The organism is Prevotella sp. AGR2160, assembly GCF_000424185.1.
Classification (GTDB): Bacteria; Bacteroidota; Bacteroidia; order Bacteroidales; family Bacteroidaceae; genus Prevotella.
On record NZ_AUJK01000008.1, the window covers coordinates 29,087 to 55,180 of the forward strand.

At 54.7% G+C, this 26,094-nt stretch carries 18 protein-coding genes; 10 read left to right on the top strand and 8 right to left on the bottom strand.

All coding sequences use genetic code 11. The annotated features are described in order from the left end of the window. The first annotated feature begins 2 nt into the window (after positions 1–2). The 6 genes from pyrF to G604_RS0106790 all read left to right on the top strand — a co-directional run bounded on the left by pyrF (position 3) and on the right by G604_RS0106790 (position 6,708). Complete coding sequence (pyrF, locus tag G604_RS0106765) at positions 3–830, top strand: orotidine-5'-phosphate decarboxylase (RefSeq protein WP_028909916.1); 828 nt, start codon at positions 3–5, stop codon at positions 828–830. 71 nt (positions 831–901) lie between these two features. After that, positions 902–1,945, top strand: a complete 1,044-nt coding sequence (gene lpxD / locus G604_RS0106770) for a UDP-3-O-(3-hydroxymyristoyl)glucosamine N-acyltransferase (RefSeq protein WP_028909917.1) — start codon at positions 902–904, stop codon at positions 1,943–1,945. Between the two features lie 17 nt (positions 1,946–1,962). Continuing rightward, positions 1,963–3,348, top strand: coding sequence for a bifunctional UDP-3-O-[3-hydroxymyristoyl] N-acetylglucosamine deacetylase/3-hydroxyacyl-ACP dehydratase (locus tag G604_RS0106775; protein ID WP_028909918.1), 1,386 nt, complete (start codon positions 1,963–1,965; stop codon positions 3,346–3,348). Positions 3,349–3,351: 3 nt separating this feature from the next. Next, on the top strand, positions 3,352–4,125 hold the full coding sequence (lpxA, locus tag G604_RS0106780) for an acyl-ACP--UDP-N-acetylglucosamine O-acyltransferase (protein WP_028909919.1): 774 nt from the start codon (positions 3,352–3,354) through the stop codon (positions 4,123–4,125). After that, positions 4,122–5,066 carry a tRNA (adenosine(37)-N6)-dimethylallyltransferase MiaA gene (gene miaA / locus G604_RS0106785; RefSeq protein ID WP_028909920.1) on the top strand — a complete coding sequence of 315 codons (945 nt, stop codon included), beginning with the start codon at positions 4,122–4,124 and terminating at the stop codon, positions 5,064–5,066. Before lpxA ends, miaA begins: the two co-directional genes overlap by 4 nt. A gap of 160 nt (positions 5,067–5,226) precedes the next feature. Further along, positions 5,227–6,708 carry a tagaturonate reductase gene (locus G604_RS0106790; protein WP_028909921.1) on the top strand — a complete coding sequence of 494 codons (1,482 nt, stop codon included), beginning with the start codon at positions 5,227–5,229 and terminating at the stop codon, positions 6,706–6,708. Positions 6,709–6,877: 169 nt separating this feature from the next. Here the strand turns inward: G604_RS0106790 and hisS are convergent, their stop codons facing one another. Together hisS and G604_RS0106800 are read right to left on the bottom strand one after the other, a co-directional pair. Next, positions 6,878–8,245: a histidine--tRNA ligase gene (gene hisS / locus G604_RS0106795; protein ID WP_028909922.1), complete on the bottom strand. Its 1,368-nt coding sequence runs from the start codon at positions 8,243–8,245 to the stop codon at positions 6,878–6,880. Between the two features lie 196 nt (positions 8,246–8,441). Beyond that, positions 8,442–9,716 carry an adenylosuccinate synthase gene (locus G604_RS0106800; protein ID WP_028909923.1) on the bottom strand — a complete coding sequence of 425 codons (1,275 nt, stop codon included), beginning with the start codon at positions 9,714–9,716 and terminating at the stop codon, positions 8,442–8,444. Positions 9,717–9,892: 176 nt separating this feature from the next. Here G604_RS0106800 and G604_RS0106805 point away from each other — a divergent pair, with 176 nt between their 5' ends. Beyond that, on the top strand, positions 9,893–10,534 hold the full coding sequence (locus tag G604_RS0106805; RefSeq protein WP_051220261.1) for a DNA alkylation repair protein: 642 nt from the start codon (positions 9,893–9,895) through the stop codon (positions 10,532–10,534). Positions 10,535–10,549: 15 nt separating this feature from the next. Here G604_RS0106805 and G604_RS0106810 read toward each other — a convergent pair whose 3' ends face one another. Together G604_RS0106810 and G604_RS13755 are read right to left on the bottom strand one after the other, a co-directional pair. Beyond that, a complete protein-coding gene (locus G604_RS0106810) occupies positions 10,550–12,538 on the bottom strand; it encodes a dipeptidyl-peptidase 3 family protein (RefSeq protein ID WP_028909925.1) in 1,989 nt (662 codons plus the stop codon). 39 nt (positions 12,539–12,577) lie between these two features. Further along, the gene (locus tag G604_RS13755; protein ID WP_196801099.1) at positions 12,578–13,144 is read right to left on the bottom strand and encodes a helix-turn-helix domain-containing protein; all 567 of its coding nucleotides are present in this window, start codon (positions 13,142–13,144) and stop codon (positions 12,578–12,580) included. A gap of 156 nt (positions 13,145–13,300) precedes the next feature. Between G604_RS13755 and recQ the strand changes: the two genes are divergently transcribed. Beyond that, positions 13,301–15,172 carry a DNA helicase RecQ gene (gene recQ, locus G604_RS0106820; RefSeq protein ID WP_028909926.1) on the top strand — a complete coding sequence of 624 codons (1,872 nt, stop codon included), beginning with the start codon at positions 13,301–13,303 and terminating at the stop codon, positions 15,170–15,172. A 216-nt stretch (positions 15,173–15,388) separates the two neighbouring features. Here recQ and G604_RS0106825 read toward each other — a convergent pair whose 3' ends face one another. The 3 genes from G604_RS0106825 to G604_RS0106835 all read right to left on the bottom strand — a co-directional run bounded on the left by G604_RS0106825 (position 15,389) and on the right by G604_RS0106835 (position 20,871). Continuing rightward, positions 15,389–16,606, bottom strand: coding sequence for a hypothetical protein (locus G604_RS0106825; RefSeq protein WP_028909927.1), 1,218 nt, complete (start codon positions 16,604–16,606; stop codon positions 15,389–15,391). A 24-nt stretch (positions 16,607–16,630) separates the two neighbouring features. Continuing rightward, positions 16,631–19,249, bottom strand: coding sequence for a DNA gyrase subunit A (gyrA, locus tag G604_RS0106830; protein ID WP_028909928.1), 2,619 nt, complete (start codon positions 19,247–19,249; stop codon positions 16,631–16,633). A 149-nt stretch (positions 19,250–19,398) separates the two neighbouring features. Next, positions 19,399–20,871: a glycoside hydrolase family 10 protein gene (locus G604_RS0106835; RefSeq protein WP_028909929.1), complete on the bottom strand. Its 1,473-nt coding sequence runs from the start codon at positions 20,869–20,871 to the stop codon at positions 19,399–19,401. 91 nt (positions 20,872–20,962) lie between these two features. Between G604_RS0106835 and G604_RS0106840 the strand changes: the two genes are divergently transcribed. Together G604_RS0106840 and G604_RS0106845 are read left to right on the top strand one after the other, a co-directional pair. Beyond that, positions 20,963–23,131 (top strand): DUF5686 family protein, encoded by a 2,169-nt coding sequence (locus G604_RS0106840; RefSeq protein ID WP_028909930.1) that lies wholly within the window; start codon positions 20,963–20,965, stop codon positions 23,129–23,131. A gap of 290 nt (positions 23,132–23,421) precedes the next feature. After that, positions 23,422–24,294 (top strand): RNA polymerase sigma factor RpoD/SigA, encoded by an 873-nt coding sequence (locus tag G604_RS0106845; RefSeq protein WP_028909931.1) that lies wholly within the window; start codon positions 23,422–23,424, stop codon positions 24,292–24,294. A gap of 272 nt (positions 24,295–24,566) precedes the next feature. Here G604_RS0106845 and G604_RS0106850 read toward each other — a convergent pair whose 3' ends face one another. Further along, positions 24,567–26,084: a DUF4301 family protein gene (locus G604_RS0106850; protein ID WP_028909932.1), complete on the bottom strand. Its 1,518-nt coding sequence runs from the start codon at positions 26,082–26,084 to the stop codon at positions 24,567–24,569. Between the last annotated feature and the right edge of the window lie 10 nt (positions 26,085–26,094).

The window sequence follows — 26,094 nt, forward strand, 5'->3', positions numbered from 1 at the left end:
TTATGACAAGACAAGAATTAGTCGAGCAGATCTTCACGAAGAAGAGTTTCCTCTGTGTAGGTCTCGACACCGATGAGAAGAAGATCCCGGAGCATCTGCTGAAGGAGGAAGATCCGATCTTCGCTTTCAACAAGGCCATCATCGACGCTACGGCGCCCTACTGTGTCGCTTACAAGCCGAACCTCGCCTTCTATGAGGCAGCAGGGCTGAGAGGCATGGCAGCCTTCGAGAAGACCATCCATTATCTCCAGGACAATTATCCTCATCATTTCATCATCGCCGATGCCAAGCGCGGCGATATCGGCAACACCTCCGCGATGTATGCCCGTACGTTCTTCGAGGAGTATAACCTCGATGCCCTCACCGTTGCGCCATACATGGGTGAGGACTCCGTGACACCGTTCCTCGGCTATGCCGGCAAATGGGTGATTCTTCTGGCCCTGACGAGCAACAAGGGCAGTCATGACTTCCAGCTGACGAAAGACAAGGACGGCGAGCGCCTCTTCGAGAAGGTCATCCGTCGCAGCCAGCAGTGGGCCGGTGACGACCAGATGATGTATGTCGTCGGTGCCACACAGGGAGAGATGTTCAAGGATATCCGTAAGGTCGCTCCGAACCATTTCCTCCTTGTCCCCGGTGTCGGCGCTCAGGGAGGCAGTCTTCAGGAAGTCTGCCGGTACGGCATCATCAAGGACTGTGGCCTCCTCGTCAACTCCTCCCGTGGCATTATCTATGCCGGTCATGACGAGCAGTTTGCCGCTGCCGCAGCCGCCAAAGCCAAGGATTTGCAGGCTCAGATGGCCGTTGAACTTGAAAAAATCTGTAAATAATCCCGTGGAATCAAGGTAATTTGGATTTTTTTTGCTACATTTGCAAAAATAATTCAATTCGATCGATTTCAATGGAATTTACAGCTCAACAAATCGCTGCCTTCATTCAAGGCACAGTAGAGGGTGACGAGCACGCCACCGTCCATACATTCGCTAAGATCGAGGAAGGAAAGCCAGGGGCTATCTCCTTCCTCGCTAATTCCAAATATACCCATTATCTTTATTCTACCGAGTCGACGATCGTTCTTGTCGATGAGAGCATTGAGGTAGAAGCTGATAAAGTCAAGCCCACAATCATCCGCGTGAAGAACGCCCGTGACTGTGTGGCCAAACTGCTGCAGATGTACGAGTCTGCCCGTCCGAAGAAGACCGGCATCGACAGTCTCGCCTTCATCTCCCCGAAAGCCACCATCGGCAAGGATGTCTACATCGGTGCCTTCGCCGTGATCAGTGACGGTGCCGTCATCGGTGATGGCACGCAGGTCTATCCCCATGCTTTCATCGGAGAGGGCGTGAAGCTGGGCAACGACTGTAAGATCTATCCGAACGTGACGATCTATCACGGTTGTAAGCTCGGCAATCATGTCACGCTGCATGCCGGCTGTGTCATCGGTGCCGATGGCTTCGGTTTTGCGCCGAACCCGCAGACGAACCAGTATGACAAAATTCCGCAGATCGGCATCGTCACCATCGAGGATAATGTGGAGATTGGCGCCAACAGTTGTGTCGACCGCTCTACCATGGGCACGACGATCATCCGTAAGGGCGTGAAGCTCGACAACCTCGTACAGATTGCCCATAATGTGGAAGTCGGAGAGAACACGGTGATGTCCGCCCAGGTCGGTATCGCCGGCAGTACAAAAGTCGGCCAGTGGTGCATGTTCGGTGGTCAGGTAGGTATCGCCGGTCATATCACCATCGGCGACCAGGTGTTCCTCGGTGCGCAGAGTGGTGTACCGGGCAGTCTGAAGAGCGGCCAGCAGCTCATCGGCACACCGCCGATGGAGAAGTTGCCGTATTTCAAGAGTCAGGCTATCTTCCGCCGTCTCCCGGAAATGTATAAGGAAATCAGCGATCTGAAGAAGGAGATCGAGAATCTCAAGAAACAGAAATAATAATCATTAAAAGATATATGTCTAAACAAAAGACACTCAAAGGCAGTTTCTCCTTGTTTGGCAAGGGACTGCATACAGGTCTCAACCTCACGGTGACCTTCAACCCGGCACCGGAGAACAGTGGTTATAAGATTCAGCGTATCGACCTCGAGGGCCAGCCCGTCATCGAGGCTATCGCGGAGAATGTCGTAGATACCCAGCGGGGTACCGTCCTCGGCAAGGGTGATGTCCGTGTCTCTACAGTAGAGCACGGCATGGCCGCCCTCTATGCCATGGGTATCGACAACTGTCTCATCCAGGTGAACGGTCCTGAGTTCCCTATCCTTGACGGCTCCGCCGCCATCTTCGTGGAGAACATCCAAAAGGTAGGCATTGAAGACCAGAATGCCGAGAAGGACTGGTACATCATCCGCAAGAAGATTGAGGTGAAGGACGAGCAGACAGGCTCGAGCATCATTATCCTCCCCGATGATGAGTTCTCCATCACCGCCATGTGCTCCTTCAACTCCAAATTCATCAACAGCCAGTTTGCGACCCTTGACCGTGTCGATGACTTTGCCACGGAGATCGCCCCGGCACGTACCTTCGTCTTCGTCCGTGACATCGTGCCGTTGCTTGAAGCCAACCTCATCAAAGGCGGTGACCTCGACAATGCCATTGTTATCTATGAGCGTGAGGTACCACAAGACAAGCTCGACCACCTCGCCGACGTGCTGAAGGTACCGCATATCGATGCCAAGCATATCGGCTATATCCAGCACCGTCCCCTGCAGTGGGAGAACGAATGTACCCGTCATAAGCTCCTCGACATCATCGGCGACATGGCCCTCATCGGCCGCCCCATCAAGGGCCGTATCGTTGCCACGCGTCCCGGTCATACCATCAACAACCAGTTTGCCCGTGCCATGCGCCGCGAGATCCGTAAGCATGAGATTCAGGCGCCGATCTATGATCCCAACGAGAAGCCGATCATGGACAATGTCCGCATCCGTCAGCTCCTCCCCCACCGCTATCCCATGCAGCTCGTCGATAAGATCATCGCCATGGGTCCGACAAGTATCGTAGGTGTGAAGAATGTCACGGCCAACGAGCCCTTCTTCCAGGGCCATTTCCCCACAGAGCCCGTCATGCCCGGTGTCCTGATGGTAGAGGCCATGGCCCAATGCGGCGGCCTCCTCGTGCTCAACCAGCTGGAAGAGCCGGAGCGCTGGAGCACCTATTTCGTAAAGATCGACGATGTGAAGTTCCGTGAGAAGGTCGTCCCCGGTGACACCCTCCTCTTCCGTGTCGAGCTTCTCCATCCCGTCCGTCACGGCATCAGTTCCATGAAGGGTTATATGTTCGTCGGCGATCATGTCGTCAGCGAGGCTACCTTCACCGCACAAATCGTAAAAAACAAATAAGACATGTCCAATCAGATTAGTCCATTGGCCTTTGTCCATCCCGAAGCACAGCTCGGCGACGGCAATATCATTGGCCCCTTCTGTTATATCGATAAGAATACGATCCTCGGAGATAACAACGTCCTGCAGAACAGTGTGACCATCAACTATGGCGCGCGTATCGGCAACAACAACGAGTTCTTCCCCGGCGCAAGCATCTCCACGAAGCCCCAGGACCTGAAGTTCCATGGTGAGGACACACTCTGTGTCATCGGTGACAACAACTCCATCCGTGAGAATGTCACCATCTCCCGTGGTACGGCATCCAAAGGCAAGACCGTCATGGGCGACAACAACCTCCTGATGGAGAATATGCATCTCGCCCACGACTGTGTCCTCGGCAGCCACTGTATCATCGGCAACTCCACAAAGTTCGCCGGTGAGGTGCGAATCGATGACAATGCCATCGTCTCCGCCACCGTCCTCTGCCATCAGTTCTGCCGTATCGGCGGTTACGTGATGATCCAGGGTGGTTGCCGTTTCTCCCAGGATATTCCACCTTATATTATTGCCGGCAAGGAGCCGACCCGCTATTGCGGCGTGAACCTCGTCGGTCTGCGCCGTCATGGCTTCAGCCGTGACCTCATCGAGAATATCCATGAGGCTTACCGCCTTCTCTATAGTGAGGGCATCCTCAAGGATGGTATTCAGAAGATTAAAGAGACGCTGAATGTCACGCCGGAGATCCAGTATATCATCGATTTCGTGGAGAGTTCCCAGCGAGGTATCATCCGATGAACGAAGGAAATAACCAGAAGCCCGTCCTTCTTGTCGTCCTCGGTCCTACCGGGGTCGGCAAGACGGCGCTCTGTCTGGATATCGCCGAGCACTACGGTATTCCCATTGTGAATGCCGACTCCCGTCAGATATTTGCCGAACTGCCTATCGGCACGGCGGCACCGACAACGGAACAGCAGCGTCGCGTGCGCCATTATTTCGTGGGCAATCACCACTTACAAGATTATTATTCCGCATCGTGCTATGAGCAGGATGTCATGGCCCTGTTGCCGAAACTCTTCGAGGCACAAGCCGTTCAGTCTGTCCATCGTCCCGTCGCCCTGCTTACGGGAGGCAGCATGATGTATATCGATGCCGTCTGTGAGGGTATCGATGATATCCCTACCATTCGCGATGATATCCGTGAGGAGATGAAACGCCGGCTAGCCACGGAGGGGCTGCCGGCGCTCGTCGAGGAGCTCCACCGCCTCGATCCCGAGCACTGGGCGATCGTCGACCGCCATAATCCCCGCCGTGTCGTCCATGCCCTGGAGATCTGTCATCAGACGGGCAAGACCTATACATCCTTCCGTGTACACCATGTGAAGGAGCGTCCCTTCGATATCGTGAAGATCGGGCTCAACCGCGACCGCGCCGAACTCTATGACCGTATCAACAACAGAGTATTACAGATGATGGCCGACGGACTGGAGGAAGAGGCCCGCCGTGTTTATCCTCTCCGCGGTCTGAACAGTCTGAATACCGTCGGCTACCGTGAGATGTTTGCCTATTTCGACGGAACAATAGACCGTAATGAGGCCATCCGACAGATCCAGTCGAACACACGGCGCTATATGCGCAAGCAGCTGACCTGGTTCAAGCGTGACGACCGCATCCATTGGTTCCATCCCAATGATGAAGCCGAAATTTTTAGCTATATGGATACGATCGTAGGGACATAATCTATTATGCTCCGAAAGCCGCGTATGGCGGAACATGATCAATCATGTCCGTACGTAAACCTTTACGGACAATTTTTCAGAGAAACACATACGGGGTACGGGTATTTTTCTTATCTTTGCAAATGAAATAATTAAAAACAAACTAAAACAAATTAATATTATGTCACAACTCAAAGCATTGAACAAGCGTACGGCACCGAAGAGCGTGATGCCGGAGAGAATCATTCAGTTTGGTGAAGGCAACTTCCTTCGCGCATTCGTTGACTGGATCATTTATAATATGGACCAGAAGACGGATTTCAACTCTTCCGTAGTGATTGTTCAGCCACTGGAGCATGGCATGATCGACATGCTCAACGGCCAGGACTGCCTCTACCATGTCAATCTGCAGGGTAAGGAGAACGGCAAACCCGTGAACACGCTGACCCGTATCGATGTTGTCAGCCGTGCCCTGAATCCGTATACACAGAACCAGGCATTCCTCGCCCTCGCCGAGCAGCCGGAGATGCGTTTCATCATCTCCAACACTACCGAGGCAGGTATTGCCTTCGACGATAGTTGTAAGTTCACCGATGCTCCTGCCGCTTCTTATCCCGGCAAGCTCGTCCAGCTCCTCTTCCACCGTTATCAGTTCTTCGAGGGTGATCCTACCAAGGGTATGATCCTCATGCCTTGCGAGCTCATCTTCCTCAACGGCCATCATCTGAAAGAGTGCATCTACCAGTATATCGAACTCTGGAAAGACGACATGGGTAAGGACTATGAAGGGTTCAAGGAGTGGTTCACCAAATACTGCTATGTCTGCGCTACCCTCGTAGACCGCATCGTTCCGGGCTTCCCGCGTGACACCATCAAGGAGATTCAGGAGAAGATCAGCTACAAGGACAACATGGTCGTCAAGGCCGAGAGCTTCCACCTCTGGGTCATCGAGAAAGCAGAGAATATGACGATTGAAGAGATGAAGGCCGAGTTCCCCGCAGAGAAGGCCGGACTCCATGTCCTCATCACCGACAACGAGAAACCGTATCATGCCCGTAAGGTCACCCTGTTGAACGGTCCTCATACCGTCCTCTCCCCCGTTGCCTTCCTGAGTGGCGTGAACATTGTCCGCGATGCCTGTGAGCATCCCGTCATCGGTAAGTTCATCCATAAGGTACAGTTCGACGAGCTGATGCAGACCCTCGACCTGCCGATGGATGAGTTGCAGAAGTTTGCCGCTGATGTCCTCGAGCGTTTCGAGAACCCGTTCGTCGATCACCAGGTGACGAGTATCATGCTCAACTCCTTCCCGAAATACAACACGCGTGATCTCCCCGGCGTGAAGATCTATCTCGAGCGCAAGGGTGAGCTGCCGAAGGGCCTCGTGTTCGGTCTCGCTGCTATCATCACCTATTATAAGGGTGGCAAACGTGCCGATGGTACGGAAATCACGCCGAAAGATGATCCGAAGATCATCGCCAAGCTCCAGGAGCTCTGGGCTACCGGTGACACACAGAAGATTGCCGAGGGTGTCCTCGCCTATGATTATGTATGGCATGAGGATCTCAACAAGACTGTTCCCGGTCTCACGGCCCTCGTGAAGAAAGACCTCGACCTGATCCAGGAGAAGGGAATGCTGGAGGCCGTAAAGACAATCTTATAAGAAATAGGGACATCATTGCTGATGTCCCTACAACACAAAAACAGCCGTCATCTCAACGATGACGGCTGTTTGCATATAGGTAGTTTGTTTGTCCTGAAAGATAGAAGGGAAATGCACTCCCCTACGAAGTCATAGATATATCTTATGGTGGGACGAATCCCACCATTTTTTATTCACCTTTCACACGGGCGATGATCTCCTCAGCAGTCATCAACTGCTGGTCACCACTCTCCATATCCTTCAACGTATATTTCCCGGCCTTGATCTCATTCTCACCGGCAAGGACGACGAAGGGGATATGTTTGGCATTGGCATAGCTCATCTGCTTCTTCATCTTCGCCTTATCGGGGAACATCTCCGTGCGGATACCGGCCTGACGGGCCTTGGCGACAGCAGGGAGGCAATAGGCCGTCTCCTGCTCACCGAAGTTGATGAAGAGGAGCTGTGTGGCACTCGTCGTCTCCTTCGGATAGAGGTCGAGGGCGTTGAGGACATCATAGATACGGTCGGCACCAAAAGAGATACCCACGCCGCTGAGTCCCGGCATGCCGAAGATTCCCGTGAGGTTGTCGTAACGGCCACCACCGGTGATGGAGCCCATCGGCGTGTCGAGGGCTTTCACCTCGAAGATAGCACCCGTATAATAGTTCAGTCCACGGGCCAGGGTGAGATCGAGCTGGATCTCATTCTTCAGACCGACAGTCTTCAACGTGTCGAGGATGAACTTCGTCTCGTCGACACCCTTCTCACCTACCTCACTACCCGCGAGGACCTGACGGATCGTGGCGAGTTTCTCGTCGTTCGTACCCTCCAGGGCAATGATCGGCTGCAGTTTGGCGATCGCCTCCTCACTGATGCCGTCTTCACGGAGTTCGGCATTGACATTGTCGAGACCGATCTTGTCGAGCTTGTCGATGGCGACGGTGATGTCGACGATCTTATCCGCCTCACCGATGACCTCGGCGATACCCGTGAGGATCTTTCGGTTGTTGATCTTGATCTGTACACGGACACCAAACTTCTGGAAGACGGTATCGACGATCTGCATCAACTCCACCTCGTTGAGGAGGGAGTCGGAGCCGACAACATCAGCGTCACACTGATAGAACTCACGGTAACGGCCTTTCTGCGGACGGTCAGCACGCCATACAGGCTGGATCTGATAACGCTTGAAAGGCATCTGCAGTTCCTCACGGTGCATGACGACATAACGGGCGAAGGGCACGGTGAGGTCGTAGCGCAGACCCTTCTCACAGAGACGGCTCTGCAGTTTCAGTGTGTCACGGCTGGCAAGGTCCTCATCGCTGATGCCCTTGAAATAGTCACCGGAGTTGAGGATCTTAAACAACAGTTTGTCACCCTCATCGCCGTACTTACCCATAAGGGTATGGAGGGTCTCCATGGCCGGCGTCTCGATCTGCTGGAATCCGTAGAGAGCGTACACCGACTTGATGGTGTCGAAGATATAATTTCTTTTGGCCATCTCCTCGGGACCGAAGTCACGCGTTCCCTTGGGGATGGATGGTTTCTGAGACATAATTGAAAAGTAAAAAATTATAAAATTAAAAAATTAAAGGGCCACATCCCCGTTTGCAGGGGCCGTCCATTGTGGCGGCCCGCCGTCGGAACGACGGATTTTTGGAAAAATGGAAACATATTCCCTCACATCCGACCTAACGGTCGGCGGGCCGCCACAAGGGACGGCCCCTGCAAGAGGGTTGGGGGTGAGGCTTCTACCGCTCTATCGTTGCCTCTCGGTCGGGACCTACGGAGACGATGGAGATCGGGGTCTCGAGGAAGTCCTCAATGAACTTGATGTAGTCCTTGAAGGCCTGCGGGAACTGGCTCTCCCTTGTCATCTTTGTCATATCCGTCTTCCAGCCCTTGAACTCCTTATATACCGGCGTGACATCATCAATCTCATAGGGCAGCTCCGTCGTCTCACTGCCGTCCTTCAACTTGTAGGCTACGCAGGCCTTGACGGTATCGAAACCGTCGAGGACGTCACTCTTCATCAGGATGAGCTGTGTGACGCCATTGACCATGACGGAGTATTTCAACTGTACGAGGTCCACCCAACCGCAGCGGCGCTCACGACCCGTCACGGCACCATACTCATGACCGAGATCACGGATGGTCTTGCCCGTCTCGTCGAAGAGTTCCGTGGGGAACGGACCGGCACCGACACGCGTACAATAAGCCTTCATGATGCCATAGACATTACCGATCTTGTTCGGACCGATGCCGAGGCCGATACAGGCACCGGCACAGATGGTGTTGCTGGAGGTAACGAAAGGATAGGAACCGAAGTCGACATCGAGCATCGTACCCTGGGCACCCTCACAGAGAATGTTCTTGCCGGCACGCAGTGTGCGGTTGATCTCATGCTCGGAGTCGACGAAATGGAAATCCTTCATATAGGCGATGCCTTCCATCCATTTCTTCTCCACCTCGTCGAAGCCGTCGAAGTCCGTCCAGCCGAGGGCCTTCAGCATCTTCATGTGGCGCTCCTTATGGGCCGCATATTTCTCGTCGAAATGGTCGAGGATATCACCGACACGGAGGCCGTTGCGGCTGACCTTATCAGTATAGGTAGGACCGATACCCTTTCCGGTGGTACCAACCTTGTTCTTTCCCTTGGCAGCCTCGATGGCACGGTCCAGGATACGATGGGTAGGCATGATGAGATGGGCCTTCTTGGAAATATGGAGGCGCTCCTTCAACGGATGGCCACTCTTCTCGAGGTCTTTAGCCTCATCCATGAAGAGGTCAGGAGCGAGAACGACACCATTGCCGATGATGTTCACCTTTCCACCTTGGAAGATACCGGAGGGGATGGAGCGCAGGACATATTTCTGACCTTCGAACTCCAGCGTGTGACCGGCATTAGGACCACCCTGGAAACGGGCTATGACATCATAATGCGGCGTGAGCACGTCGACGACTTTTCCTTTTCCTTCATCGCCCCACTGGAGACCAAGCAGGACATCTACTTTACCTGTATTCATAAGTCTATTATAGTTTTATTTCCTTGTTTCATTACTTCGAACGCACAAAATTACAAATATTTTACGAAACAGAGAAATAAGAACTCCTAAAATTTGAGAAAACGGAAAAAGTAAGGGCAAAATGAAAGAATATGAAATATATTTGCTATCTTTGCACTTCAACAAAACAGCAAAACATGGATACTGAGAATCTCAACAACGAACAGCATAACGCTCAAGACGCTACGGCGGAGAAGGTGCGCGCCATCAAGCGCTCCTTCCGCCTCGTCATGAACGGTCCCGCCTCACAGTCGATGCGGGAGAAGGGCGCGGAATACAAGATCAACTGGGGTGTGCCCATCATGGAACTGAAGGCCATGGCCAAGGATTATGGCAAGGACTATGACCTCGCCATCGCCTTGTGGAAAGAGGATATCCGGGAGTGTAAGATCCTGGCCACGCTGGTCATGCCGGCGGAGCGCATGGACCGTGACCTCGTGGATGTGTGGGTGGAGGATGTACACAGTCAGGACCTCGGCGAACTGCTGGCTTTCAACCTTCTGCAATATGTGGCCTGTGCGCCGCAGTTGGCTTACGAATGGATTGCCGGTGATAATGACGTCCGAATGATCATGGGTTATGACATCCTTGCCCGCCTCTTCATGCGCGGTCAGGAGCCAAACACGCGCGGCATCCATGAGTTCCTCGACCAGGCGACGGCAGCCCTCGCCCACCCGAACGTCGGTGTGCGCCATGCTGCCGTCAACTGTCTGAACCGTTTCGCCGACCTCGGCATCGTCTACGAACGCATGGCCGACAAGGTGCTGCGGACGATATAAGGTATTGGCAGATGATCAACAATACTCCCGGGAATAGCGGAGCATCTGTTCGGCATAGCCCTCGGTATAGTCTACGGCGACATCCGTTATATTTCCGTTAGCATCGCGTACAAGATTCAGTTTCGGATTGATGAAACCTTTATAAGGAGCGATATTCAAAGCCTTGTAGCGGGCAAGCATCTCCTCATGGAGTTTCGGATCCACCTTCACGCCGTAACGCTCCACGAGATTCCGGGCGGCAGCATAGTCGCCCTCACTCTTGATGCGCTGGATCTCAGCGAGCAGACGCCCGAAATAGCCGCGCAGCTCCGCATAGTTGTTGACCTGCAGATAGTGTTTATGATCCTTCTCGATGATCTGTGCCGCCGGCACCTGTCCCGCAGCCTTTGCCTCCTCTGCCGCCTGAGCCAGTACCCAGTTGGCAATGATGGCCCGGTTGCGCATGTGTGCCTCCTCTATGTCGTGCCCCGGTTGGATGCGTACGCACTGCGTCAGGGCACCATTCATCAGATAGGTGTAATACTGACTCTTGTATGCCTCACCATCAGGCAACAGCCCGAGTTCCACGAGTTTCGGATCAGCGACATAATAGAGTCCGAAGAGGTCGGCGCGCGCCTCCTCAATGGTATTCCCATAAGCCTTCAGCGCGTCGGGGTCCGTTCCCGGCAACAGTTGTCCACTGCCATGGCCAAGGCACTCATGCAGATCCGTATGGAGATCGTCGGTGCTATCCCCATAACGGTCAATCAGTTCCCGTGTCGGCCGGTCGATGACAAACTCATCACGGAAGCCATTGCCACGGGCAGCCTGGTTGTAGGCATAGGTAATATTGCTGATCGTCACACTCTTCGAGCCATACTGCGAACGGATCCAGTCGGCATTCGGCAGATTGATTCCGATAGCCGTCGAGGGATACTCGTCACCACCGAGCATGGCGGCACAGATGACATGGGCCGTCACGCCTTTCACCGTCTTCTTCTTGAAACGGGGATCGACAGGCGAATGATCCTCAAACCACTGGGCATGATCGGAGATGGTACGCGTGCGCCGCGTGGCCTCAAGATCCTTATATTCCACGAGACCTTCCCAGGTTCCTTTCATGCCCAACGGATCACCATAGACCTCAATGAAACCATTGATGAAGTCGATGAGTCCTTCCTGTTGCTGTACCCATGCGATACTAAATTGATCAAAGGTACGGAGGTCACCCGTACGATAATAGTCCACGAGGAGGTCAATGACCCGGCGCTGACCGTCATTCTCCGCATACCGGCGGGCTTTCTCCAGCCAATAAACGATCTTCGACAGGATATTGCCATAACGACCCGTCGTTGTCCACGGCTCCTCCATGACCTTTCCATTCCGTTTTACCACCCGTGAATTCAGTCCCCAGGACGGCTGTCCTTCTGTTCCGTCAGTCTCCTTGGCCGCCTCCGCTTTCTTGTCCTGGTAGAAGGCTTCCACCTCCTCCTGCGTCACGCCCTCATAGAAATTGCAGGCCGAGGTCTTCACGAGATCGACGCCGGCAGCCTGGTTGACGCGCTTCGGCAGGACGTTGGGGTCGAAGATCACGGGGAACAATTCATCCATCATCTCCTCCACCGTCTCGCCACTGCGCAGCGGCAGTAACTCCGGATCAGTCTTCAAAATCTGCTCACGAAGGAATGCCTGTGAAAAGTCAGGCAGGAATTTCTCACAGCCATAATGATGATAGATACCACTGGAGAACCACACCCGCTTGAGGTATACCGTCAAAGCCCGGAACGGCTCACCCTCACGGTCTCCCGTGAAAGCGGTGTATACGGCCTCGAGCATCCTCCGGATGCGCAGGTTGTACTTGCCCTGCTGATCGAAGGTGATGTCACGTCCCATCAGGGCTGCCTTCGACAGACAGTAGATATATAGTTTCTGCGAGAGGGACAAACGGTTGAAACCAGGTAACTGATAACGGAGAAGTTGCAAATCGGCAAACTTCTCATCGGTATATTGAAAAGATTGATACATATACTATTGATAATGATGATTTCTCAGAATGATATTTTCTCAGCAGGATGAGTCTTTCTTTGGCCGTCCGCGCTTCTTCGGGTGAAGGAGGGCCTCCGCCTTCTCCTCCTGGCGTTTCTGCCGGGCCGCCTCCCGTGCCGCCTTCCGCCGCTGTTCTGCCGCCTGCTTGCTGGCTCCCCCCGCTCCGGGATGAGCCTTAAAGTATTGTTTTCGGTAGTCCAGGGGTGTACAGCCGTTCATACCGAGAAAAGCCTTATAAAAAGACTGTCGGTTGCTAAAGCCTACCCTATCGGAGATCTGCGAGATCGTCATATGGCGGTATTTTTGGTCCGTAAGCATGCACTTCGCCTCTTCCACGCGACATCTGTTCACGAAAGAAGAAAAGTTGAGTTGGAAGTAAGCATTCATCACCACGGAGATATACCGTACATTCGTATGGAGGATATCCGCCAATTTCCGTGCCGAGAAATCCTTCTCACGATACATCCTCTCTCCTACCACGACATCATAGACCTTATATCTCAGGTCATTCATAACCCGCGAATTTACGGTGTCATAATAGGCAGGAGCTTCTTTCTTCTTCTCGATATTGTTATTCTTCGTCATGATCATGAGAGGGACAAATAAAACCGCAATGCTTCAGAAAAGCCGCAAGGGCCTTTTTCTGTTTTTGCAAAATTAGAAAATAGTTAGGGAAAAAACAAATTCCAAAGGCCCTTTTTCGTCTTTTTTTACTAACTTTGCGGAAAAATCAGCGAACGCATGGAAAATCCACTATCCATACTCAAACAGCATTTCGGCTATGACCAGTTCCGGCCCTCCCAGCAGGAAGTGATCAACGAGGTCATGGCCGGTCATGACGCCCTCGTGCTCATGCCTACGGGAGGCGGCAAGAGTATCTGTTATCAGATCCCCGCCCTTGCCATGCCCGGCACAGCCGTCGTCGTCTCTCCCCTGATCTCCCTGATGCAGGACCAGGTGGAGGCACTGAAGGCCAACGGCATCCCCGCGGAAGCCCTCAACAGTGGCAATGATCCCAACGAGGACCTCATCATCCGCCGCCGCTGTCTCGCCGGTGATCTGAAGCTCATCTATGTCTCTCCGGAGAAGCTTATCAGTGAGATTCCTTATCTCTTCCGCAGCATCAAGATCTCCCTCTTCGCCATCGACGAGGCCCATTGTATCTCTCAGTGGGGCCATGACTTCCGACCGGAATATGCGCAGCTCGGCATGATCCGACAGTATTTCCCGCAGGTCCCCGTGATGGCCCTCACGGCGACCGCCGACAAGATCACGCGGGAAGATATCGCGAAGCAGCTGCAGCTCCATGGGAAGGTCTTCATCAACAGTTTCGACCGGCCGAACCTCAGCCTCACCGTCAGACGTGAGGGTCAGAAGCGTTCAAAGATGGCCTTCATCCGCCACTTCATCGCCCGTCATGAGGGCGAGGCAGGCATCATCTACTGTCTGGCCCGGAAGACGACGGAGTCCATCGCCGCCGATCTGCAGCGTGAGGGCCTTGCCGCTGCCGCCTATCATGCCGGACTGGACGCCCAGGAGCGTGCGCGTGTGCAACAGCTCTTCAAGATCGACCAGCTGCAGGTTGTCTGTGCCACGATCGCTTTCGGCATGGGTATCGACAAAGGCAACGTACGGTGGATCATCCATTACAACCTGCCGAAATCCATCGAGAGTTTCTATCAGGAGATCGGTCGTGCGGGCCGTGACGGTGCCCCCGCCGACACCGTCCTCTTCTATTCCCTGGCCGATGTCATCCAACTCAGGAAATTCGCCGAGGAGAGCGGACAGAGCGAGGTGAACCTCATGAAGCTCCGTCGCATGCAGGAATATGCCGAGGCCAGTGTCTGCCGCCGGCGTATCCTGCTGAATTATTTCGGAGAGGAGATGGACCATGACTGTGGCCATTGTGATGTATGTCAGAACCCACCGCATAAGTTCGACGGGACGATCCTCGTACAGAAAGCCCTCAGCGCCATTGTCCGTGCCCAGGAGAAGATCCGTGTGAACACCTGCATCGAGATCCTTCGTGGCATGACCTCCTCCACGGTGATGCGCAACCATTATAATGAGCTGAAGACCTTCGGCGTCGGCAGGGACACGTCGGTGGCCAAATGGCAGGACTATATGCTGCAGATGCTGCAGATGGGCTTCATCGAGATCATCTATAATCAGGGACAGATCCTCCATGTCACGCCCCTCGGCTGGGAGGTGCTGCACGGCCAGCGCCAGGTACAGCTTGCCTTCGTGGAGAAAGCGGTACCCGAGCGCGGCAGTACGGACAGCCGGCAGAGCCGTCGCTCTTCCGGTCGCAGCGGGCGGGGCCAACAAGCCAGCATGTTCCCCGAAGTCCACGCCTCCGCCCTTCATGTGGACAATGGAGCCCTGGATGCCGAACTCTTCAAACGGCTGAAGGTGCTGCGCACCCGACTGGCCACGGAACAAGGTCTGCCGCCTTATATTGTCTTCTCCGATAAGGTCTTGCAGAACCTCGCCACCATCCGTCCCACCACCGTGGAGGCTTTCGGTACCGTCAGTGGCATCGGCAACTTCAAGCAACAGAAATACGGGGAGATCTTCACCAAGGAGATCCGGGAATATCTGGGCGCGCACTGACCCCGATCGGCGAACCCCTTGCGCGCCTCCTTGCGCTGACAAAGGCGACCCCTTGTGCTGGCAAAGGCGCCACCTTGCGCTTGCAAAGCGCAAGCACACAACGGCAGGCCATGAACGAGGCAGACTATAACGCAGCACGGCCCCGCCTTATGACAAGGCGGGGCCGTGTTGTTTCTATGTAAGCCCCTCCCTTTGGGGAGGGGTTGGTGTGAGGCTTTAGTGGCTCTCAGCCTCAGCGTCCTTCGTGCGCTGGTCGTTGGCACCATAGAGGCCGTAGCAAGTCTGGTAGCGGTTATAGCCCCAGTTAGCCTGCTGCTTCTCGGGGTCGAGCTGCTTAGCCTTGTCGAGCCATTTCAGGGCTTCGGTGTAGACGACCTTACGGCCGTTGGGATCCTGCAGGTTGGCAGCCTTCACATTCAGACAAGCACCGAGATAGGTCATCACGAGGACATTGTCGGGCTTTACCTTCAGGGCAGCCTGCAGACACTTGATAGCCTTGTCAGCATCATTCTTGCTGACATAGTACATACCCTTGTCAGCCAATGCGACGAAGTTGTTCGGGTTCTTGGCGATAGCGTCATCGAGGAGGGCAAGCTCTTCCTTGTCCATCTTCAGGGAAGCATACATACCGTTGAGGTTGTCAAGGATCACCTCGTTGGCGGGATCCTGAGCGTAGAGACCCTTGAGCTTCTCCACGTAAGCCAGCGAGTCAGCATGGTTCTTCAGGTCGTTCTTCATCGAGTAGAGCTTCAGGTTCAGGGCATCCTTTGCCTGCGTGGAGTCCTTCATAGCCATGTCACAGTACTTGTCGCAGAGATCCATGCGCTTAGCCTGGTAAGCATAACGGGCCGTGAAGAGGGCCACCTGACCGAGATAATCCTTCTCCGTGGCGTGGTTCTGACCCTTGAAGATCGGAGCGTCCTCCGTATCGAGGAACTTACCCCACCATTTCAACACGTTGTCGTTCTGACCCTTCTGGGCAGCCGACTGACCACCATTGACGAGCTGGATACGGGCAGCCCACAGCGTCGTGGCGTTATTGTCGTACTTCGGCTTGATCTTACCCTTGGCATTCGGCAGGTTGTCAAACTCATAGCACTTCATACCGGCATTGAGGGCATCGACAACGGCATTATACATACCTAAGGTATCGTAGGGCTGGTTCTTATCACTCTGCTTGAGCTGGTCGTTCATCTGATTCTGCGTCACGATGGTCGACTCCTTGTTGTACTTCTTCATCGCCAGTTCCATGAGGTGGTTGTAGGCCTTCGCCTTCTCCTCATTACCTGCGAGCTGGTTGAGGTTCTGGTTGATGAGCTGCTCGGTCTCAGCATAGCTTCCGGCCTTCAGGATGGCCTTCAGCTGATCACTGTCACCGGCAAAGGCAGCTGTGGCACCCAGTGCCAACAGAGCTGCAGTAACGAAATGTTTCATATTCTTTCTTTTTAAAGGTTTGGTTTATTCTTGACGGTTGTCATCGGCTGACCCTTCAGGAGCATCGGCAGGAGCCTCTGCTGCGGGCTCACCGGCGGGGACATCAGCGACGGAGTCCTGTTTGATCTCCTCACTCTTCTGTTCCCAGGCCTGACGGCTCTCCTCCTCCACGGTGGCCTCGAGCTCGGAGCTCATGACCTTGGTGACACTGGCAATGACATCATTCTTCTTCGTCAGATTGATGAGGCGGACACCCTGTGTGGCACGACCCATGACACGGATATCGGCGACGGCCATACGGATGACGATACCACTCTTGTTGATGATCATCAGGTCATTCTGGTCGTTGACATTCTTGATGGCCACGAGGCGGCCGGTCTTGTCCGTGATCTGCAGTGTGCGGACACCCTTGCCGCCACGGTTTGTGACGCGGTAGTCCTCCACCTGGGAGCGCTTGCCGTAGCCCTCCTCACTGACGACCATCACCGTCTCCTTCTCGGGATCATTGACGACGATCATGCCGATGACGGCATCATCACCCCCATCGAGGCGCATGCCGCGGACACCGGTAGCATTACGTCCCATGACACGGATACCGTCCTCATGGAAGCGAACGGCACGTCCGTTGCGGTTGGCGAGGATCAGTTCGTTATGGCCATTGGTCAGACGGACATCGACGACCTCATCACCCTCGGCGATATTGATGGCGATGACACCATTGGCACGCGGACGGGAGTACTGTTCGAGAGAGGTCTTCTTCACCGTACCGTTCTTCGTGGCGAAGACGACATAATGGCTGTTGATGAACTTCTCGTCATTCAATCCGCGCAGACGGAGGAAGGCGTTGACCTGATCGTCACTGTCGATATTGAGCAGATTCTGGATGGCACGGCCCTTGGAGTTCTTGTCACCCTCAGGGATCTCGTAGCACTTCAGCCAGTAGCAGCGGCCCTTCTTCGTGAAGAAGAGCATCGTCTGGTGCATCGTGGCAGGATAGATATACTCCGTGAAGTCCTTGTCACGCGTGCGGGCACCCTTCGAGCCGACACCACCACGGGCCTGCTCACGGAAGTCGGCCAGCGGCGTGCGCTTGATATAGCCGAGATGGCTGACAGTGATGACGACGGGATCATTGGGATAGAAATCCTCGGGGTTGAACTCCTCACTGGAGTATTTGATCTCCGTACGACGGGGATCACCATATTTCTCCTTCACCTCCTGGAGCTCGTCCTTCATGACTTTCTTACAGAGTTCGGGATCGGCGAGGATACGGTTGAAATAGTCAATCTGCTTCTCCAACTCGTCATACTCCTCATGCAACTGGTCCATACGCAGACCGGTGAGCTGGCTGAGGCGCATGTCGACGATCGCCTTCGACTGCAGTTCGTCGAGGGAGAAGCGCTGTTCCAAGTTACGCTGGGCCTCACTCGGCGTCTTGCTGGCACGGATGATGTGCACCACCTCGTCGATATTGTCGCAGGCGATGATCAAGCCTTCGAGGATATGGGCACGCTCCTGGGCTTTCTTCAGATCATATTTCGTACGACGGATCGTCACGTCATGACGGTGCTCGACGAAATAGCGCACACAGTCCTTCAACGTCAGCAGACGGGGACGGCCCTTGACGAGGGCGATGCAGTTGACGGAGAAGCTGCTCTGCAGAGCCGTCATCTTGAAGAGCTTGTTCAAGACAACATTGGCATTGGCATCCTTCTTCACGTCGATGACGATACGCATACCCTGACGGCCGGACTCATCATTGGCATTGGAGATACCATCGATCTTACCCTCTTTGACGAGTTCAGCGATATACTCGATGAGCTGGGCCTTGTTGACCCCGTAAGGGATCTCCGTGACCACGATCTTGTCATGGTTCTCACCCGTCTCAATCTCTGCCTTGGCACGCATGACGATACGTCCGCGACCGGTGGCATAAGCATCCTTCACGCCGTTGATACCATAGATATAGGCACCTGTCGGGAAGTCCGGGGCTTTGATATACTGCATCAGCCCGTCGAGGTCGATATCGGGGTTATCGATATAGGCGCAGCAGCCGTCGATGACCTCACCGAGGTTATGAGTCGGGATATTCGTGGCCATACCGACGGCGATACCGTTGGCACCGTTGACGAGGAGGTTCGGGATCTTCGTCGGCATGACGGTAGGCTCCTGGAGGGTATCATCGAAGTTGTTCTGCATATCCACGGTATCCTTGTCGAGGTCATCCATGATATGCTCACCCATCTTCGACAGACGGCACTCGGTATAACGCATGGCGGCAGGAGAATCGCCGTCGATACTACCGAAGTTACCCTGACCGTCGACAAGGGTGTAACGCATGTTCCAGTCCTGGCCCATACGCACGAGGGCACCGTAGACGGAGCTGTCACCGTGGGGATGGTACTTACCGAGCACCTCACCGACGACACGCGCACATTTCTTGTAGGGTTTGTCACTCGTGTTGCCGATACCGAGCATACCATAGAGGATACGGCGGTGAACGGGCTTGAAACCGTCACGGACATCCGGGAGGGCACGGGCAACGATGACCGACATGGAGTAGTCGATATACGAGGATTTCATCTCTTCCTCGATATTGATCTTCATAATACGGTCATGATCAATCGTCAGATTTTCATCCATTGCTTATTGTTATTCTTTTGTTTTGTGTTAAAATTGCGTCTGAGGCCCTTTTCGTGCGTTCTGAGCGTTTCCGGGAGCCTCAATATCCGTGCAAAGATACAACTTTTATTTCATATAAACAGCGTAGGAATGCGAAAAAATCAAAAAAATCACCACTTACACTTCTTTCCCTTCCCTTCATTGCCCACACGGTCGAGGGAGGTGACGACATAGGTGGCTTTCTCCTTCGTGGCCGGGAGGCGGAAGAAGTTGTCATAGGTCACGCGCAACAGATGGGAGGGATCACTGAGGTCGACCTTCTCCCCCTTGGCGAAACGGTAGACGGCGAAATGGGTCGCCTCGTCGAGGGGCGTCTTGGCCTTCGGAGCTGTCCAGAAGAGGACAGGGCCGTCGGACATCATCAGCCGTTTCATCTTCCTCACGGCCTTCGGCGCCTCATTGTCGAGCCACGGCATCCGGGGCTGCAAGGCGGGATAACGCCAGTAATAGTCCCGGAGGGCATGGCCGTAGTTGCCGTAGTTGTCGGCCACGACCTTGGCATACCAGAGGACGGTGCCCTGCACATTGGGCAGGAGGTCATGGAGCCGGTATTTCTCGCCCATCTGGTTCACCGACGGATTCCGCAGATCGGCACTCTTCACCGTGCGCTCCACATCCTCACCGATATAGAGCGGACGGTTCTGTACATGACGGTCCCACCAACGGATGAGGGTCTCATAGTCGGCAGCCTTGTGGCCGATGGGCCAGTAGAGCTGGGGCACGCAGTAGTCTACCCATCCCTCGTCGACCCACTGCAGCACGTCGGCATAGAGGTCGTCGTAGTTCTGCAGGCCATGGGTGGCGGAGCCGCGGGGATCACTGGTACTGTTGCGCCAGATGCCGAAGGGGCTGACGCCGAACTTCACCCAGGGCTTGCGCTGATGGATGGAGTCGGAGAGTTGCCGGATGGCGAGGCTCACCTGATGGCGGCGCCAGTCGCCGATGGTCTTGCAGCCCTCGGGACGGGCGGCATAGAGGGCAGCATCGGGGATCGTCTGTCCGGCCACGGGATAAGGATAGAAATAGTCGTCGATATGGATACCGTCAACATCATAGCGTGTGACGATGTCATCGACGATGCGACAGATATAATCCCGGTTCTCCTGCAGGGCGGGGTTGAGGATGAGCTGGTTACCATAGGCGAAGACACGCTCGGGATGGCGCAGGGCGATATGCGTGGCAGCCATCTCCGTCGTCGACCCATGTTTGGCCCGATAGGGATTGATCCAGGCGTGGAGCTCCATGCCACGGTGGTGACAGGCGGTGATCATCCACTGCAGCGGATCCCAGTAAGGCTCTGGCGCCAGGCCCTGACGGCCCGTGAGGAACTTGCTCCACGGCTCGTAGGGTGACGGGTAGAGGGCGTCGCATTCGGCCCGGACCTGGAAGAAGATGGCGTTGGCACCGTCCTTCTGCAGTTCGTCGAGCTGCCGGGAGAGGGTCTGCTGCATGGCGTCGCGTCCCAGTCCCTGGAACTGACCGTTGACACACTGGATCCACGCGCCGCGGAAGGCCCGCTTCTGCTGTCCTGCCACTACGAGGACGCTGAGGAGGAAGAGGAAGAGAAGAATCTGTCGCTTCATTTCGTTTTTATTCTTTTTTTGTGGACAAAGGTACAATTTTTTTACGAATGGTACGTCTTATAACTAAAAAAAATCGTAAATTTGTCAACGTATGCGGTTCATCAGAATGATCATCATCATGAGCCTCCTCATCCTTCCCTTCGGGAGTCGGATCACGAGGGCTGAGAGCACTGCCGACCGGCAACTGCTCCGGATGGTCATGAACTATCCCCGCATGATCATCAACCAACCCCGTCAGGACACCCTCGTGACCTACGGCTACACGAAATACCGTATCGAGGTGGAGCGCCGTAACTTCACCCTCATCGGTATTCCCACCTTATTTTATATAGCCCGTGACGGCCGACGGGAATATTTCGGAGAGAACTACTCGCAATACCAACTCATCGTGGACAGACGGGACAAACGGGGCAGTCGCCATCGCCGCCCCCTCTCCTACCGCGTCGACCGCCGGGATATCCTGAATATCTCCACCATCTATCACAACCACCGGTCACTGACCGTTGTCTTCGACTTCCTCAAGCCGCGGTTCTATGAGCCGACTCTCTTCGGCGACCATATCCTCTCCCCCATCAACAAGCATAACCGCCGCTACTACCAGTATTCCTTCCTGTCGATGGGCACGACGACGATGATCCGCTTCAAGCCACGACTGAAGAACACCGAGCTCGTGGAAGGCTGGGTGATGGCAGAGCAAGACGGCCGCATCACCGAGTTCTATGTCCGTGGCGAATACGACATGATCGCCTTCGGACTGAAAGGGACGATGGGCGACCACGGCTTCGCCTCTACCTTCCCCGCCCGCTGCGATATCTCCGCGGAGATCAATGTCATGGGCAACAAGCTGCAGGCGTACTATACGAGTGTCTACAATCAGCAGACACCGGTGGCCCGTGAGCTCTGGGGTTCCGACAATATCCCGCTCATGGAGTCCCTGCGTCCCATTCCCCTGACCCCCACGGAGGAGCATGTGGTGAAGGACTATCTGCGGATCCGGTCGGCCAACGACAGTATCGCCGCGGCCAGGGCCGACAGCCTGCAGACGGTGACGGCCATGGAGGAACATCACCAGCGTAAGAGTTTCTTCCACCGGTTGGGCAAGACGGCAAAATATATCTTCTGGGATATCCTCGGCGATAATATGGTGAACCGCATCAATACCGACCTCGGCAGCAACCGGCAGGGCCATCTGCGCATCGGCCCGCTGTTGAACCCGCTCTACTTCGAATATTCCGCCCACCGCGGACTGGTCTATAAATGTGATGTCAACGGCAACTACACCTTCTCCCCACAACAGAAGATCGAGTTCCGCACACGCCTCGGTTATGCCTTTAAGCTCCATCAGTTCTACTTCGACATCCCGTTGACGTATACTTTCAACAAACGGCGTAACGGTTTCATACAGATAGAGATAAGGAATGGTAACCGCATCACGAACTCACGGATCCTCGACGAGATCAAAGCCCAGCAAGCCGCCAATCCGACGATGCGACGCGACACCATCAACTGGGACGCCATGAGCCTCGACTACTTCAAGGATATGGAGTGGAAGACAGCCGTGAACTACGATATCATCCCCGACCGCCTCGGCCTGCAGGCGGGCCTCATCACCCACCGACGCTCCGCCGTCCACCCCGAGGGCTTCCTCCAGGCGGGGAAAGAGACGGTCTACCACTCCACAGCACCCTTCCTGCAACTGTCCTACCGTCCCGTCGGCCAGGAAGGCCCCGTCATCACGGCACAATGGGAACGGGGCATGCGCGGACTCTTCGGTGCCAACACGCGGTATGAGAAGATGGAGGCCGACCTGCAGTATTTCCTCCCGATGATCTGCACACGGAGCCTCTCCCTGCGCTTCGGATCGGGTATCTATACGAACCGCGACGACCACGCCTACTTCCTCGACTACTCCAACTTCCAACTCGACTTCCTCCCCGGCGGATGGCAGGACCGGTGGACGGGCGACTTCGAACTGCTCAACAGCAACTGGTATAACGCCTCGAAATATTATATCCGCGCCAACGCCACCTATGAGTCCCCGCTGATGTTCCTCACCTTCATTCCGAAACTCGGACAGATCATCGAGCGGGAGCGCCTCTATGCCAGCAGCCTCTGTGTCGCCGGACTGAATCCGTACGTCGAACTCGGCTACGGCTGTACCACACGGGCCGTGAGCATCGGCATCTTCACCGGTTTCACCTTCCACAAGTTCAACGGCGTCGGCATGAAGTTCTCCTTCGAGCTCTTCAACAACTGGTAAACGGCAACGGAGTTCCTTATCTCGGTTGCAAAGGTACGATCTTTTCCCCATCCCCGCAATACCCAAAATGAGGTATATTTAAAGCCTCACCCGGGTGAGGCTTTAATAATTCTTAAATTTTACCATTTTCTTACGTTTTCATGAAGAAGATATGAAAAAAAATGCTTAACTTTGCACCGCTTTTTATATTGGGGGCATTCGCCCCTGACGAAAAGGCACGAAATTTGCAACAGGCATTAGAAAAACAATAAAAGGATAAACACTTAAAAAATACAATTTGAGGTATGGGAATGCGTCAATTAAAAATCAACAGAAGTATTACGAACCGCTCCAGTGAGGCACTTGACAAGTACCTCGCCGAGATTGCCCGCGAGCCGATGGTGAGCGTGGACGAGGAGATCGAACTGGCGGAGAAGATCCGCAAGGGCGGTAAAGAGGGAGAACGTGCCAAGGAGAAACTGGTACGTGCGAACCTCCGCTTCGTCGTCTCTGTTGCCAAGCAATATCAGCATCAGGGACTGTCGCTCACCGACCTCATCGACGAGGGCAATATCGGCCTCGTCAAGGCAGCGGAGAAATTCGATGAGACCCGTGGTTTCAAGTTCATCTCCTATGCCGTTTGGTGGATCCGTCAGAGCATCATGCAGGCCATCGCCGAGCAGAGCCGTATCGTCCGTCTGCCGCTGAACCAGGTCGGTGCCGTGAGCAAGATCTCCCAGGCTACGAGCAAGTTCGTCCAGGAGCACAACCGCCGTCCCTCCGTCCAGGAGCTCGCCGAGATCCTCCACATGGACGAGATCAAGATCGAGCAGAGTCTCAATGCCGACTCTCACCACATGAGTATCGACGCGCCGTTCGGTGATGATGACGAGAACTCCATGGCCGATGTCCTCGCCTCCGGAAGTGACAGTCGTACGGACCGTCAGGTTGACTTCGAGTCCATGGCCACGGATCTCGACAAGGTCCTCAACGGTGTGCTGAAAGACCGTGAGCTGAAGATCCTCAAGGCTTGTTTCGGCATCGGCTGTCATGAGCGTGGCTTGGAGGAGATCGGCGAGGAATTCGGTCTCACCCGTGAGCGTGTCCGTCAGATCCGTGAGAAGAGCATCGCGAAGATCCGCGAGAGTGGCAACGCGAAAATATTGATGAAATATTTGGGATAATCCCCCACACATAAAAAAAACTAACACGCCCTTCCTTCCCGGCAAAACGGGATGGAAGGGCGTGTCGTGTTTCTGCCACTGTAGGAGCACTCTCTCATGGGCAGATGGTATGCGCCCATGTTGAATGGCCTGCCGTCATGTGCTTGTGCTTTGCAAGCACAAGGCAGCCACGCACCCGCATCGATCGGAAAAAACAAATTTCCCCATCTTCCTTGCGTGGCCGCAATAGGACGACACCTACAAATGGATCTGTGAATTTTACTTTTTTACTTTTATTGGTGTTGCTCCCGCAGCAGGTCATTGACGGTCTTGACGGGGTTGAAGGTGCTCAGGGGGACCTCCACGAAGACTGTGTTCCAGTCACTCATGGCACCATTCCACAAGCCCGGGAGCTCCAGGGCCTTCAGGTCACGGCCGTTCTTGCTCTTGTGGGAGATGAAGCCCGTCGTCTTGTCGACATACTTGCGCAGGTCGAAGGGATGGCCCTCATAATCCTTCGTGGCACAGACGAGATCCACGGGGTTGAAATGGGTACCGTTCTTGAACATGTCCATATACGCCGCGTTGCTCTGGTCGATCTGAGAACTCTCGAGGATCTGCAACGATACCGTACCGTCAGCGTTGTATACGAGGAAGGGACCGCCACCGGGCTCTCCGACATTCTTCACCACACCACAGACACGCATCGGTCGGTTCAGCTTCTCCCTGAGGTAGATCACGAGGTCGGCATCCTCGAGCTCCTTGATGTCGGGCTTGCGGCAGCAGAGGTCACGCTGTACGAAACGGATGATCTCCTCGAGCTTCTCGTGGTTGTACGTACCACTGTCGAGAACCCGCAGATAGCCGAAGGCCTTCTGTTGCAGCGTCACGAGGATACCGGCGAGGATCTGCTTCCATGTCACCGTGTCCGTCTTCAACCGGTCGGGCACGACATTATCGATATTCTTGATGAAGATGACATCACCGTCAATCTCGTTGAGGTTCTCGATGAGGGCGCCGTGGCCTCCGGGACGGAACAGCAGACTGCCGTCATCATTGCGGAACGGCGTGTTGTCGGGGTTCGCGGCAATGGTGTCCGTCGACGGCTTCTGTTCACTGAACGTGATGTCATATTTCACGCCGAACAGCTTCTCATACTTCCCTTTCACCTCAGCGACCTTCTGCTTGAAGAGGACGAGATGATCATGGGAGACGGTGAAATGGACATGCGCCTCACCCTGGCAGGCAGCATAGAGGGCCGCCTCCACAAGATGCTCCTCCATCGGCGTGCGGGGACCGTCGGGATAGCTGTGGAAGAGCAACAGACCCTTCGGCAGGTTGCCGTAGTCAAGGCCCTTCGGCTCCAGGAGGTTGGCCACGACGGACTTATACTGGTACATCCCGAGGAGCTGCATGATACTCTTCCCCTCGTTCTCCTTGCACTTGTCGCACAGGGCCTCCCGGAAGGAGAACTGCTTGATATGATCGAAGAACGTCTTCTCGAAATCCGTCTGCGGCTCGTCATAGTCGGCATTCAGGAAGGCAAAGAGGTTCTTGAACATACGGCTCGCGGCACCCGAGGCGGGGACAAACTTCACCACCTTGTGACCGGCATCCTGATAGGCCGCCCACGCCTTGCGGTAACGGTCACAGGCCTCGGCCTCGGGGCGCAGGATACCATTGCCCACGGAGGCAGCGGCAGCGAGCTTGAGATAGGGGAAGCCCGTCTTGATCTCCTCCAACTGATGATTTACTTGTTCTTCGGTGATTCCACGCTGTGAAATCTGCTCCAGGTCTTTTCTGTTTAGCATATCGTATGGT

Bases quoted from the DNA above. Each gene is read 5' to 3' on its own strand.
- lpxA (WP_028909919.1), top strand. From the start codon at position 3,352: ATGTCCAATCAGATTAGTCCATTGGCCTTTGTCCATCCCGAAGCACAG.
- G604_RS0106800 (WP_028909923.1), bottom strand. From the start codon at position 9,716: ATGAATACAGGTAAAGTAGATGTCCTGCTTGGTCTCCAGTGGGGCGAT.
- G604_RS0106850 (WP_028909932.1), bottom strand. From the start codon at position 26,084: ATGCTAAACAGAAAAGACCTGGAGCAGATTTCACAGCGTGGAATCACC.
- recQ (WP_028909926.1), top strand. From the start codon at position 13,301: ATGGAAAATCCACTATCCATACTCAAACAGCATTTCGGCTATGACCAG.
- G604_RS0106825 (WP_028909927.1), bottom strand. From the start codon at position 16,606: ATGAAACATTTCGTTACTGCAGCTCTGTTGGCACTGGGTGCCACAGCT.
- G604_RS0106805 (WP_051220261.1), top strand. From the start codon at position 9,893: ATGGATACTGAGAATCTCAACAACGAACAGCATAACGCTCAAGACGCT.
- lpxD (WP_028909917.1), top strand. From the start codon at position 902: ATGGAATTTACAGCTCAACAAATCGCTGCCTTCATTCAAGGCACAGTA.
- G604_RS0106845 (WP_028909931.1), top strand. From the start codon at position 23,422: ATGCGTCAATTAAAAATCAACAGAAGTATTACGAACCGCTCCAGTGAG.
- hisS (WP_028909922.1), bottom strand. From the start codon at position 8,245: ATGTCTCAGAAACCATCCATCCCCAAGGGAACGCGTGACTTCGGTCCC.
- G604_RS0106835 (WP_028909929.1), bottom strand. From the start codon at position 20,871: ATGAAGCGACAGATTCTTCTCTTCCTCTTCCTCCTCAGCGTCCTCGTA.
- miaA (WP_028909920.1), top strand. From the start codon at position 4,122: ATGAACGAAGGAAATAACCAGAAGCCCGTCCTTCTTGTCGTCCTCGGT.
- gyrA (WP_028909928.1), bottom strand. From the start codon at position 19,249: ATGGATGAAAATCTGACGATTGATCATGACCGTATTATGAAGATCAAT.
- G604_RS0106790 (WP_028909921.1), top strand. From the start codon at position 5,227: ATGTCACAACTCAAAGCATTGAACAAGCGTACGGCACCGAAGAGCGTG.
- G604_RS0106775 (WP_028909918.1), top strand. From the start codon at position 1,963: ATGTCTAAACAAAAGACACTCAAAGGCAGTTTCTCCTTGTTTGGCAAG.
- G604_RS0106810 (WP_028909925.1), bottom strand. From the start codon at position 12,538: ATGTATCAATCTTTTCAATATACCGATGAGAAGTTTGCCGATTTGCAA.
- pyrF (WP_028909916.1), top strand. From the start codon at position 3: ATGACAAGACAAGAATTAGTCGAGCAGATCTTCACGAAGAAGAGTTTC.
- G604_RS0106840 (WP_028909930.1), top strand. From the start codon at position 20,963: ATGCGGTTCATCAGAATGATCATCATCATGAGCCTCCTCATCCTTCCC.
- G604_RS13755 (WP_196801099.1), bottom strand. From the start codon at position 13,144: ATGACGAAGAATAACAATATCGAGAAGAAGAAAGAAGCTCCTGCCTAT.